Source organism: Sorangium sp. So ce693, from assembly GCF_051521375.1.
Taxonomy (GTDB): domain Bacteria; phylum Myxococcota_A; class Polyangia; order Polyangiales; family Polyangiaceae; genus Sorangium; species Sorangium atrum.
This window is the reverse complement of record NZ_CP150347.1, coordinates 11,228,595-11,241,395: the sequence shown is the minus strand read 5'-3', so window position 1 is coordinate 11,241,395 and position 12,801 is coordinate 11,228,595. Positions and strand designations below refer to the sequence as shown.

The window sequence follows — 12,801 nt, the reverse complement described above, 5'->3', positions numbered from 1 at the left end:
CAGGAGGAACCACATGAATCGTTCGACTCGCGTCGCGCTCGCGTTGCTCTTCACCGCTGCCTCGCTCGGGAACACCGGCTGTCAGTCGCAGGACCGGCCCATTGGCGGCGGTGAACCCAGCCCCGACAGCCCCGACAGCAACGACTCCAGCGCGGCCGCGCTGCTCATCGCGCGCTGGGAGGGATATATCGAGAACTACCAATTCCCCTCGGGAACGGACGTGATCCAGCTCGACATCGACACCGTGGAGGGCACGTCGATTCAGGGGAAGGTGCGCTTCGGCGCGGGGGCCTCGGTCCCCCCGCCCGTGGATCCGGACGTGGGCTATCCCCCGAACGCCGACCCGGACCACCGATACGATACCCACGTGCCTTCCGAAGGGTTCGATTTCACCATGTTCGGTGCGCAGCTCACCGACCGCCGGCTGCTGTTCTCCATCGACCCCCGGGAGCTCTGGAAGGGATGGTGCGAGCTTCAAGCGTCGTACCCCGTGTCTCCTGGCTCAGAGACCTACCTCTGCATGCCCAACGAGGGGTGGAGTGGGGGGCCCGACGTCTGCTACCAGGGCGGGCAGCCCGCCGACTGCGGATACCTGGAGCTGTGTGGAAGCTTCATTTGCGATTGTCGTGAGTCCGGGTGCACCGTCGATGCGCAGAGTGCGGTCGGCTTCGATGTTGCCATCGACGAGCAGGAGGCGAACGGCAGCATTACGTTCGGGAGCAAGCTCTACAACGTCCGGCTGACGCGCGACCCCTGACGGCGATCAGCTCAGGGACCGGTCCCCTCGACGACGCCGTCATGGTGTGCCGCGCCGCCTGGCACACCGAGGCCCAGCACCCGCGCGATCCGGGCCGAGATCAGCGGTCGCCTCGGCCGGACGCCCAGGGCATGCCCGTTGCAACTCGCCCTGCATGCCTCGGCGCTTATCCCTGGGTCTTGGCTTGCTTACATCCCTTCTGCTCGCCGCAGGCTGCTCCGGGAAGGTGGACCGCGCAGGCTCGGGCGGCGGGGACCCGGGCGGCGGCGGTTCGTCTGCGGAGACCGGCGGCGGCGGCGCTGGCGGCGACGGGCAATTGCCCGTCCGGTGCCTGCTGCCGGCGGATCCGGGCCGGTGTGACGCGGCGTTCCCGAAATACTGGTACGACCCGGCCGCCGGCGCGTGCAGGGAGTTCACCTACGGCGGCTGCGAGGGCAACGAGAACCGCTTCGATTCCCTCGATGCGTGCGAGGAGGCCTGTCGGGGCGAGCTTCCCGACATAGGCGTCTGCAACGCGCCGAGCGATTGCGTCCTGGTGTCGCGGGGCTGTTGCGGCGCCTGTGATACGGCCAGTGCCGAGAACTTCGGAGCCATCAACCGCGCCGGGACGAAGCTCGACGAGATCATCAAAGGGTGCGGGGGCGTCGCGTGCGGAGCGTGCCCGGAGGTCACCGAGGCCGAGCGCACGACCCAGTACTTCACCGCCACGTGCGAGGCGGGGCGCTGCGTCGTCCTCGACGTGCGCGAGTCGCCGCTGACAGAGTGCGCGATCGACTCGGACTGCGTCCTGCGCGACGGCCTCGGCTGCTGCGAGGGGTGCGACGGGACAGGCATCGTCGCCCTCAGCCAGAGCGCGGAGCTCGATGCCCTGGTCTGCCCCGCCGGCATGGGCGCGTGCCCCCCGTGCGCGCCCGTGTTCCCGGACGGGATGACGGCGGTCTGCTCGTCGGGCAGGTGTCAGCCTCGGATGCCCGCGACACCTTGAACGACCAGGAACGACCAGCGCTCCCGGTGTGCGCGGTCAGGCGCCGTCTTCTGAATCGTAGATAAGGCACTTTCCTGTACCCACCTGGACGCCTTTCGAGGCTCGGCGCGTCAATGGCCGCGCTGCGCCGATTCCGGTGAACAGCTCTGGCGCACTGGACGGGAAGGACGGAAACTGAAGAAACTGAAGCGGACCGCTCCACCGCCACCTCGCATTGACGCTGGACGCGTGGCCCCGATAGCCTTTCCCATGGAGCGCTCGTAGATTCATCTTTCTTCGACCTCATTCACGAAGGAGCTGCCCGTGAATCGAAGCACCCCGAGGATGCTGCTCGCGGCCATCGCGCTCTTCAGCGCGGCCGCGTGCTCGGGAACGTCGGGAGACGGCGGATCGGATCCGGGCGACGGTCCCGGCACCAGCGCCGGCACCGGTCCTGGCCCAGGTCCCGGCACCGACCCCGGCGCCCAGTGCGAGCCCGGCGTCACCGCGCCAGGTCCGACCCCGCGCCTGACGCGGCTCACGCACGCGCAGTACGACAACAGCATCCGGGACCTCTTCGGCAAGGACATGAAGGCCTCGGCGGCGTTCCTCGCCGACCCGGCGTTCGAGGGGTTCAACAACAACGCCAAGGGGCTCCTCGTCTCCGACCGCCTCGCCCGCGACTACCGCCGCGCCGCGGAGACCATCGCGGCCGACGCCGTCGTCGACCAGGCCGTGCTCGGCAAGATCCTGCCGTGCGCGCCGGAGGGCGACGGCGCGGCGTGCGCCCGGCAGTTCATCCGGGAGCTCGGCAAGCGCGTCTACAGGAGGCCGCTCTCGGCCGAGCAGGAGGAGGCCTACGTGGCCGCGTATGCCCGCGGCAATGGCCTCTTCGACGCGGGCACGCCGTTCGAGCAGGGCGTGCGCCACGTCATCGAGGCGATGCTCCAGTCGCCGCACTTCCTCTATCGCATCGAGCTCAGCGAGGAGCTCGACGGCGCGGGGATCATCCCGCTCGACGCCTACGAGGTCGCGACGAGGCTCTCGTACCTGCTCTGGAACAGCCTGCCCGACGACGCGCTCCTCGAAGCGGCGGAGGGCGGCGCGCTGGGCACGCCCGAGGGCATCGAGGTCGAGGCGCGGCGCATGCTCGACGACCCCAAGGCCACGAGCGCCCTGGACGACTTCCACGCCCAGTGGCTCCACATGAGCCGCTATGCGGATCTCTCGAAGGATCCGGCGCTCTACGAGGACTTCGACGCCAGCGTGTCCTCGGCCATGGTGGGCGAGACGAAGCAGTTCATCCGGCACGTCGTCCTCGAGATGGAAGGCGACTTCAGGACGCTGATGACGTCGCCCGTCGGCTTCGTGAACGACAAGCTCGCCCCGATCTACGGCGTCGAGGGGTCGTTCACGAGCGAGCTCGTGGAGACGCCGCTCGACCCGGCGGAGCGGGCGGGGCTCCTCACGCAGGCCGGCTTCCTGAGCTCGCACGCGTTCTTCAACAAGAGCTCGCCGATCCACCGCGGCGTGTTCATCCAGCGCCAGATCCTCTGCACCGACCTCCCGGACCCGCCGGCGAACATCAACACGACGCTGCCGCCCATCCAGGGCGAGATCAAGACGACGCGCGACCAGGTGGAGGTGCACACGTCGCCGGACGCGTGCAACAAGTGCCATGGCGTGATCAACCCCCCGGGCTTCGCGCTGGAGCACTTCGATGCTGTCGGGCGCTACCGCGCCGACGAGGACGGCGAGACGATCGACGCGACAGGCACGATCGCCGTCGGGGACGGTGAGATCAGCTTCGACGGCGCCGTGGACCTCGCGACGCAGCTCGCGGAGAGCCCCGTCGCGCAGCGGTGTTATCTGACGAACTGGTACCGCTACGGCAATGCACGCCAGCTCTCGCGCGAGGACGCGTGCACGATCGCCGATCTCGACGCGAAGCTCGGCGCGTCCGGGTACAACATCAAGGAGCTGCTGGTCGCGCTCACGCAGACGAAGACGTTCAGGTACCGGGCCGTGGAAGAGGTGGACCAATGAATCGCAGAACGTTCTTGCGGGGCGCGTGCGGGGTGATGCTCGGCCTCCCGCTCCTCGAGTCGCTGCGCCCGCGCGACGCCAAGGCCGATCCGGCGAGCGCGCCGCGCCGGTTCATCGCCTTCTTCATGTGCAACGGCGTGAACATGGCGAAGTTCTTCCCGAGCACGCAGTACGGCGCGCTGACGGCCGCGTCGTTCGGGGCGACGCGCGCGATAGCGCCCCTCGCCGCGTACCGGGACAAGCTCTTGATCCCGCGGGGCATCCACATGGCGCCGCGCGGCTACGGCTTCGACCCGAGCGCGGGCGACGATCACGCGAAGGGGATGGGCTGCAAGCTCACGGCGCAGCCGCTCGTCCAGGGCAGCCAGTACGCGGCGGGGATCTCGCTCGACCAGTTCATCGCGAACAAGCTCAACCCGCCGGGCACGCCCGCGCTGACGCTGATGGTCGGGTCGAAGACGCCGAACGTGCGCGGGCACATCTCGTACACCGCCAGCGAGGCGCCGGTCAGCGGCGAGAACAACCCGTGGCTCGCGTACCGGGACCTGGTCGGCGGGACGGACCTCGAAGAGGAGGCGCTCGTGCGGCTCACGAAGCGCCGCGAGAGCGTGCTCGACCTGGTCTCGGTCGAGTACGAGGCGCTGCTCAAGAAGAAGCTCAGCAAGGCCGATCGCGACAAGCTCGAGATGCACTTCCAGACGGTGCGCGACCTCGAGGTGAGCATGGGCGGCACGGGCATCATCCCGCGCGAGCTCTCGCCGGAGCGAGCGGCGGAGATCGAGGCGATCGACCCGGACACGGTGGCGTTCGACGCGGAGTTCAAGAAGGTCGGCCGGATGCAGATGGACATCCTCGCGCTGGCGATCGCGACCGGCGCGACGCGGGCGGCGACGCTGCAATGGGGCTCGGGCGCGGCGGGGCCCATCTTCAAGTGGGATGGGATGGCCCACGAGTACAACCACCACAAGCTCTCCCACGGAAACACGAGGGACGACGACACCGGGAGCGCCGTGGACGGTTACGAGGAGATGCTCTTCAACATCGATCGCTGGTACGTGGGCGAGTATGTCTATCTGCTCGACCGGCTCGCGGGCTACGAGGAGGGTGGGGCCACGGTGCTCGACAACAGCGCCGTCGTGTTCATGAACGAGCTCTCCGACGGCAAGCGCCACGATTTCCGCGACCTGCCGTACATCATCGCGGGGAGCTGCGGTGGCTACTTCAAGACGGGGCAGTACATCAAGGTGACGCGGCAGTCGAGCACGGTGCAGGACAAGGACGCGCCCCACAACAAGCTGCTCACGACGTTCGCGAACGCGGTCGGCTGCACCGAGGAGGGCGGGGGGCCGATAGCGAACTTCGGCTCCTTCGGCGAGCCCGGCGAGTTCGACGAGCTCAAGGCCTGATCCGGCGAGAGATTTCAACGCAAAGTCGCAAAGGCGCAAAAGAATAAATGTCTCGTATTTTTGCGACTTTGCGCCCTTGGCGTCTTTGCGTCGAAATTTCTCCTCGTTCGCGAGACAGATCCCTGGCGAGATTTCTACTAGTTTGAAGCGTCGTAGTTGAGGTTCGGGCCGAGCCAGCGCTCGACCTCCCCGACGGTCATGCCCTTGCGCGCGTGGTAGTCGACCACCTGATCGCGATCGATCTTTCCCAGGCTGAAGTACCGGGCCTCCGGGTGCGCGAAGTACAGGCCGCTCACGCTCGATCCGGGCCACATCGCGAACGACTCGGTGATCCGGATGCCGGTGTTCTTCTCGACGTCGAGGAGCCGCCAGAGCGTGCCTTTCTCCGTGTGATCCGGGCACGCAGGGTACCCCGCCGCGGGCCGGATGCCGCGGTACTTCTCCTCGATGAGCTCGGCCTTGGTCAGGTCCTCCTGGCGGCCATAGCCCCACTCGTCGCGCACCCGCTTGTGCAGGCACTCGGCGAACGCCTCGGCCAGGCGATCGGCGATCGCCTCGGCCATGATGGCGTTGTAGTCGTCGTGCTTCGCCCTGAACCGCTCGCACAGCTCCTTCAGGCCGATCCCGGCGGTGACCGCGAAGCCGGCGATGTGGTCCCGGAGGCCGGTCTCCCTGGGCGCGATGAAATCCGCGAGCGACCGGTTCGGCTCGCCGTTCTCCTTCGCCGTCTGCTGGCGCAGGAAGTGAAACCGATCGAGCACCTTCGTGCGCGTCCCGTCGGTGTACACCTCCACGTCGTCGCCCACGGCGCTCGCGGCGAAGAAGCCATAGACGCCGCGCGCCGTCAGCAGCTTCTCCTCGATGATCGTGTCGAGCAGCGCGTTCGCCTCGGAGAAGAGCTGGCGCGCCTGCTCGCCGTACTTCTCGTGCTCCAGGATCCGCGGATAGACGCCCTTCAGCTCCCACGTGTGGAAGAACGGCGTCCAGTCGATGTACTCGCGCAAGGTGGCCAGCGGGAAGTCCTCGAGCACGCGCACGCCGGTGAACTCGGGCACCGGCAGATCCTCGGCGCGCCATTCGATCCGCGTCCGGTTCGCGCGCGCGGCCTCGAGGGAGACGAGCTTGTGCTTCGGCGCCGCGTGGAGCCGGCGGAGCTTCTCGTACTCGGCGCGGTGCTGGGCGACGAACGCCGCCTTGCCCTCCTCGCTCAGGAGGCTCGTCGTGACGGGCACGGCGCGGCTCGCGTCGACCACGTGCACGACCGGCTCGCTGTAATGCGGGGCCACCTTCACGGCGGTGTGCGCCTTGCTGGTCGTCGCCCCGCCGATCAGGAGCGGCAGCTTGAAGTTCTGCCGCTCCATCTCGCGGGCGACGTGGATCATCTCGTCGAGCGACGGCGTGATCAGCCCGCTCAGGCCGATCAGATCCGCCTTCTCCTGCCTGGCGCGCTCGAGGATCTTCTCGCACGGGACCATGACGCCCATGTCGATCACCTCGTAGTTGTTGCACGCGAGCACGACGCCCACGATGTTCTTGCCGATGTCGTGGACATCGCCCTTCACCGTGGCGAGGACGATCTTCCCCTGCGTCTTCACTTCCTGTCCAGCGGCGGCCATCGCCGCCTTCTCCTCCTCCATGAACGGCGTGAGGTACGCGACGGCCTTCTTCATCACGCGCGCTGATTTCACCACCTGCGGCAGGAACATCTTGCCGGCGCCGAAGAGATCTCCGACGACGCTCATTCCATCCATCAGCGGGCCCTCGATCACGGCGAGCGGGCGGCCGAGCTTGGCGCGCGCGTCCTCCGTGTCGATATCGATGTACGTGTCGATGCCCTTGACCAGCGCGTGCGACAGCCGCTCCTCGACGGTGCCTCTCCGCCACTCCTCTTCTTTCTTCTCGGTCGCGGCGGCGCCGGCGCTCTTGGCCTTCAGCGCTTCGCCGAAATCGACCAATCGCTCGGTGGCGTCCGGGCGCCGGTTGAGCAGGACGTCCTCGACGAGCTCGCGGAGCTCCGGCTCGATCTCCTCGTACACCTCGAGCATGCCCGCGTTGACGATGCCCATGTCCATGCCGGCACGGATGGCATGGTAGAGGAACGCCGAGTGCATGGCCTCGCGCACCCGGTTGTTGCCGCGAAAGCTGAACGAGATGTTCGACACGCCGCCGCTGACCTTGGCGTGCGGCAGGTTGGCCTTGATCCAGCGGGTCGCCTCGATGAAGTCGACGGCGTAATTGTTGTGCTCCTCCATGCCGGTGGCGACCGTGAGGATGTTCGGATCGAAGATGATGTCCTCGGGAGGAAACCCCACCTCGTCGACGAGGATGCGGTACGCGCGCTTGCAGATGCGGATCTTGTCCTCGTAGGTGGCGGCCTGCCCCTGCTCGTCGAAGGCCATGACCACGACGGCGGCACCGTACTTGAGGATGGTCCTCGCGTTCTCGCGGAACTTCGCCTCGCCCTCCTTGAGCGAGATGGAGTTCACGATGCCCTTGCCCTGCATGCACCTGAGGCCGGCCTCGATGACCTCCCATTTCGACGAGTCCACCATGAACGGGACCTTGGCCACCTCGGGCTCGCTGGCCAGGAGCAGCAGGAAGCGCGTCATCGCGGAGACGCCGTCGATCATGCCCTCGTCCATGCAGATATCGATGACGTTCGCGCCGTTCTCGACCTGCTGGCGCGCCACGCTCACCGCTTCCTCGAATTTCCCTTCCTTGATGAGCTTCGCGAACTTCGGCGACCCGGCGACGTTGGTGCGCTCGCCCAGGATCATGTAGACGCCGGGCTGCTGCGTGAACGGCTGCGAGCCGGACAGGCGCAGGGGGATCGGCGGGCCGGACGAGGGCGCGCCGTCGGGCGGGGCCTCGTCGGGGGTCTTCGGGGCGAGGGCGCGCGGGGGCTTGCCGGCGAGCGCCTTGGCGATGGCCGCGATGTGCTCGGGCGTGTTGCCGCAGCAGCCGCCGGCGATGTTGAGGAGGCCTGCGTCCGCGAAGCCGCCGATGTGGCGCGCCATGTCCGGCGGCTCCAGATCGAAGCCGGTGGGCGAGAGCGGGTTGGGCAGGCCGGCGTTCGGGTAGCAGGAAATCGCGGCGCTGGACTTCTCCGAGAGGTCGGACAGGAACGGATACATCAGATCCGGGCCGAGCGAGCAGTTCAGCCCGATGGCGAGCGGGTTCACGTGCTTCACCGCGTTCCAGAACGCCTCGACCGTCTGCGCGGAGATCATCGTCTCTCCGCCGCGCCCGACCGCGGCCGAGATCATCACCGGCAGGGTCTTGCCGTCCTTGTCGAACACCTCTCGAATGGCGACGAGCGCGGCCTTCGCGTTGAGCGAGTCGAAGATGGTCTCGACAAGCAGCACGTCGGAGCCGCCGGCGATCAAGGCGCGGATCTGGTGGACGTACGCCTGTTTCACCTGATCGAACGTCACGACGCGGAAGCCGGGGTCGTCGGCGTCCGGGGAGTTGGACAGCGAGACGGTGAGCGGGCCGATGGCGCCCGCGACGAACCGCTGCCGCCCGTCGGCGTTCGCCACGCGATCGGCCCATTCGCGGCACTGCCGCGCGGACTGCTCGTTGATCTCCCAGGCAAGGTCGTTGAGGAACGGGTCGTCGATGATCCCTTGATAGAAGGCTGGATCCTTCCGCCCGCCGTGCTCCCGCGGGTCGTCCACGAAGAACTCGCTCTGGGTGATGCTTGTCGCCCCGAAGGTGTTCGTCTCGATGATGTCCGCGCCGGCCTCGAGGAACCGCCGGTGGATATCGCAGATCATCTCCGGCTGCGTGAGCGAGAACAGATCGCCGTTGTTCAGCAGGTCTTTCTTCGAGCCCGCGAATCGCTCGCCCCGGATGTCCGCTTCCTTCATCCCGTAGGTGCGGATGGTCGTCCCCATCGCGCCGTCGATGATGACGATGCGGCTCTGGAGGAGCTTCTCGAGTGGATGGAGGGGAGGCGTGGGGTTGTTGGACGGCATGATCAGCCTCGCTTGGCGCTCTTGGAGGGACAGGGGGTCGGCTTGTCGGCGATGGCGAGCACGACCTGGAAATGGGGTTTCTTCGTCTCGCGGCAGGCGACTTCGGACGCGACGACATCGAGCTTCACGCGGGCGAGCATGGCCCGGATGTCGGCGGGCGAGAAGCCGGGGTGGCGCTCGCCGTAGGGCACGGTGATCTCCCGCTGCTGGTGCGCGTCGAGCGACAGGACGACCACCCGGCCGCCCGGGCGGAGCACGCGGGCGCACTCTTCCAGCGCCCGCGGCGGGTCCTCGGCATAGGTCAGCGTGTGAAACACGAGGACCGAGTCGAAGGAGGCGTCTCCGAACGGCAGAGCGTGGACATCGGCGACCTGGACGTGGACGTGGGGCTGGGTCGAGAACCGCTCTCTCGCGGCCTCGATCATCCGGCTGCTCGAGTCGACGCAGGTGAGCGAGCGGCAGTAAGGCGCGAGCGCGCTGGCCGCTGCGCCGTCGCCCGATCCGACGTCGAGGACGTCGCCGAGGCGGAGCAATGCGGCGATGCCGACCGCGAGCGACTGCCACGTGCGGCCCGGGGAGTAGTGCCTCTCCATCTCGCCGGCGAAGGACTCGGGGAGGCCGCCGCGTCGCTCGGCGTCGAGCTCCAGGAGGCGCCGCTGGTCGCCTTCCAGCGTCGGGTCGGGTGATTTCGTGGCCTCATCGAGGAGGGCCTTCGCGGTCCCGGGCAGGGTATCGACCGCGAGCGCATAGAACGACTGCGGCCCCTGGCGCCGATCCCGGACGAACCCCGCCTCGCGGAGCCGCCCGAGGTGCGTCGAGACGCGCGACTGCGCGATGCCCGTCACGCGAACCAGATCCGTCACCCGCAGCTCGCGCTCGCGGAGGAGCACGCAGAGCCGTATCCGGCTCTCGTCCCCGAGGAGGTTCAGCGTCTCGATGTATTCGGAAAGACTCATGTATTCATGTATCTAGATGTGCGAATGTCATAGAGGCGCCGGCTGCCGGAGTCAAGCGCGCCGGTGCCCGAGGAGCGCCGAACGCTGGCCGCCGAGCTGAGCCCGGAACACTGGCCGGGCTTCGGACCGCCGCTGTTCAGAACGATCCGCCGACCGCGAAAATTGTCTTGTATAACGTCATGTAATCCGTTATAGCGGACGAATGTCTTCTTTCCTCGTGGCCACGCGGGCGTTCGGTGCTCACTCGGGGGCCCCTGGCGGGTGCTGTCGAGCGAGCGCTCGTCGCTCTTGCTGTAGTTAGCCGCATGGGCCGCGGCGCGAGCTGCGGTGAGGAGAACAGCGAGGCAGCGCACCCGCGTCCACGGGGCGCGCCGCGCTGCCGTTCGTCGTGACGGCCGAGCCACGCGGCTCATCACCGTCCGAGTCTGCCCTTCTCGTGGCGCGCCCGGCTGACTTTTGGCCAGTGCGTGAGCCGAGGCGTCCCTTCGGGAGGACGGCGGAACCTCGCTGTCGACGACGTTCGACTCCGGCATGCGGCGCTTCCAGCACTCTCAAGGAGACAGGTATGAAGCGGTTCTTCGAACGTCACCGATGGATTGGTTCGGCGCTCGCGACCGGGCCCTGGTTGTTCGCCACGCTGCTCGGCCCGATCGGCTGCGAGAGCGACGACGACTCGGGCAGCGGCGGCAATGCTGCTCAGACCAGCAGCTCGAGCGGTTCCTCGGGCGGCACCGGCAACGCCACGAGCGGAGCCGGCGGCGGTGGCAACTCGGGTGAAGCCGGCGCGACGGGCGAAGGCGGCGGCGGTGCAGCGGGCTCGGGCGGCGCTGCCGGGGCCGGCGGTGCAGCGGGCGGCGGCGGGACGGGCGGCGGAGATGGCGGTGCCGGCGGCAGCGGCGGTACGGGCGGCGGCGGCGGAGGTGGCGGCACGGGCGGCGACGGCGGAGGTGGTGGCACGGGCGGCGGCGTCGGAGGAGGCGGCGACGGCGGCACGGGCGGCGGCGACGGCGGCACGGGCGGCGGCGGTACGATCGTCGAGTTGCCCAACATCGTTACGATCGTGGCCGACGATCTGGGCTTCTCGGACCTCGGCGCGTTCGGCGGCGAGATCAGCACACCGAACCTCGATACGCTCGCCGCAGAAGGCCGCATCCTCACCGGGCACCGCTCCGGATCGCTGTGCGCGCCGACCCGGGCGATGCTCGTCTCGGGCACCGACAGCCACGCTGTCGGGCTGGGCCGCATGGGCGGTGGCACTGGACCGCAAGCAGGGCAGCCCGGCTATGAGGGCTACCTGACCGACAATGCGCTGTCCGTCGCCGAGATCCTGAGAGACGCCGGCTACCATACGTACATCGCCGGCAAGTGGCACCTCGGCGACACGGAGGATCAGAGCCCTCCGGCGCGCGGCTTCGAGAAATCGTACGTCCTGCTCCCCGGCGTGGCGACGTTCTTCAACGAGTTCTCCGACCCGCCCACGACCGCGCAGGCTCAGCTCTATCGCGAGGACGGCGTGTACACGCAGCCGCCGCGCGACTTCTACGCGCCCGAGTTCTACACGGACAAGCTCATCCAGTACATCGAGAGCAACCGCGCCGACGGCAAGCCGTTCTTCGCGTTCGCGACGTACACCACGCCGCACTGGCCGCTCCAGGCTCCGCCAGAGTACATCGACAGGTACCGCGGCCGCTACGACGCGGGCTACGACGCCATCCGCGAGCGGCGCCTCGAGCGGCTCAAGAGCCGAGGCGTCATTCCCCGATCGTTCACGCCGAATCCCCGCTTGCCGAGCGGCGGCAGCAACCCGAAGACCTGGGAAGAGCTGACACCGGACGAGAGGATCTACGAGGCGCGGCGCATGGAGATCTACGCCGCCATGGTCGAGAACCTCGACGCCAACATCGGCAGGTTGATCCAGTACCTCAAGCGGGTCGGCGAGTACGAGAACACCTTCATCTTCTTCCAGTCCGACAACGGCGCGGAAGGTGGCACGCGCGAGGGCTTCGCCGCCACCGACCCGAGCCGCTCCGGACCGGTGGTGAACACGCTCGAGAACCTGGGCCGACCGGGCTCGTACATCGGCGTCGGACCCCGCTGGGCCGAGGTGAGCGCCACGCCGTTCCGGCTGTGGAAGAGCTACACGACCGAAGGCGGCATCGCCGTTCCGGCCATCGCACGGCTGCCGGGACAGCACCAGGCCAGGCCGCAGTTCGACGGAACCACGCACGTGATCGATTTCCTGCCGACCGTGCTCGAGCTGGCCGGCGTGCCCAATCCGGGGAGCACCTACAAGGGCAGGGAAGTCGAGCCGATCAGCGGGCACTCGATCCTGCCGGTGCTCGAAGATCGGGCGACCGGCCTGCGCGCGCCCGGTGAGACGTTGATCTGGGAGCACGGCAATCACCGCTACGTGATCCGCGACAACTGGAAGCTCTTGTGGCTCAGCGCGCCTTATGGCCCGACGCCGCGCGCCTGGAGCCTGTTTGATCTGGCCACCGACCGCGGCGAGATCAACGACGTTTCCGCGGCTCATCCGGACGTGGCGGCCGAGCTCGCCGCCGCGTGGGAGCAGTACGCCGCCGCCCGCGGAGTCATCCTCACCGAGTAAACGCGCGCCCCGCCGCACGCGAGACCCGGGCGTCTCTGCACGACCCGTGTCTCGCGGCGGCGCTCGCCTCTGCCCCGCACATGGCCG

Annotated in this window: 7 protein-coding genes; 5 read left to right on the top strand and 2 right to left on the bottom strand. The window is 68.2% G+C overall.

What is annotated here, in order from left to right; all coding sequences use genetic code 11:
* The first annotated feature begins 13 nt into the window (after positions 1-13).
* The 4 genes from WMF14_RS41920 to WMF14_RS41905 all read left to right on the top strand — a co-directional run bounded on the left by WMF14_RS41920 (position 14) and on the right by WMF14_RS41905 (position 5,173).
* Entirely contained in the window at positions 14-757 is a 744-nt protein-coding gene (locus WMF14_RS41920) for a hypothetical protein (RefSeq protein WP_437795934.1), read from the top strand.
* 184 nt (positions 758-941) lie between these two features.
* A complete protein-coding gene (locus WMF14_RS41915; protein WP_437795931.1) occupies positions 942-1,742 on the top strand; it encodes a BPTI/Kunitz domain-containing protein in 801 nt (266 codons plus the stop codon).
* A 303-nt stretch (positions 1,743-2,045) separates the two neighbouring features.
* Positions 2,046-3,767, top strand: a complete 1,722-nt coding sequence (locus WMF14_RS41910) for a DUF1592 domain-containing protein (protein WP_437795929.1) — start codon at positions 2,046-2,048, stop codon at positions 3,765-3,767.
* Positions 3,764-5,173, top strand: coding sequence for a DUF1552 domain-containing protein (locus tag WMF14_RS41905; protein WP_437795927.1), 1,410 nt, complete (start codon positions 3,764-3,766; stop codon positions 5,171-5,173). The genes WMF14_RS41910 and WMF14_RS41905 overlap by 4 nt, the downstream gene beginning before the upstream one ends.
* A 137-nt stretch (positions 5,174-5,310) precedes the next feature.
* On the opposite strand, the gene metH is transcribed toward WMF14_RS41905, so the two are convergent.
* Positions 5,311-9,150 carry a methionine synthase gene (gene metH / locus WMF14_RS41900; RefSeq protein ID WP_437795924.1) on the bottom strand — a complete coding sequence of 1,280 codons (3,840 nt, stop codon included), beginning with the start codon at positions 9,148-9,150 and terminating at the stop codon, positions 5,311-5,313.
* Positions 9,151-9,152: 2 nt separating this feature from the next.
* A complete protein-coding gene (locus WMF14_RS41895) occupies positions 9,153-10,106 on the bottom strand; it encodes an ArsR/SmtB family transcription factor (RefSeq protein WP_437795923.1) in 954 nt (317 codons plus the stop codon).
* Positions 10,107-10,671: 565 nt separating this feature from the next.
* On the opposite strand from WMF14_RS41895, the gene WMF14_RS41890 reads away from it, so the two are divergent.
* The gene (locus WMF14_RS41890) at positions 10,672-12,714 is read left to right on the top strand and encodes an arylsulfatase (protein WP_437795919.1); all 2,043 of its coding nucleotides are present in this window, start codon (positions 10,672-10,674) and stop codon (positions 12,712-12,714) included.
* Positions 12,715-12,801: the final 87 nt, after the last annotated feature.

What these genes read in the sequence shown, in the direction of transcription:
- WMF14_RS41920 (WP_437795934.1), top strand. Translation starts at nt 14, where the DNA reads ATGAATCGTTCGACTCGCGTCGCGCTCGCGTTGCTCTTCACCGCTGCC.
- WMF14_RS41890 (WP_437795919.1), top strand. Translation starts at nt 10,672, where the DNA reads ATGAAGCGGTTCTTCGAACGTCACCGATGGATTGGTTCGGCGCTCGCG.
- metH (WP_437795924.1), bottom strand. Translation starts at nt 9,150, where the DNA reads ATGCCGTCCAACAACCCCACGCCTCCCCTCCATCCACTCGAGAAGCTC.
- WMF14_RS41905 (WP_437795927.1), top strand. Translation starts at nt 3,764, where the DNA reads ATGAATCGCAGAACGTTCTTGCGGGGCGCGTGCGGGGTGATGCTCGGC.
- WMF14_RS41895 (WP_437795923.1), bottom strand. Translation starts at nt 10,106, where the DNA reads ATGAGTCTTTCCGAATACATCGAGACGCTGAACCTCCTCGGGGACGAG.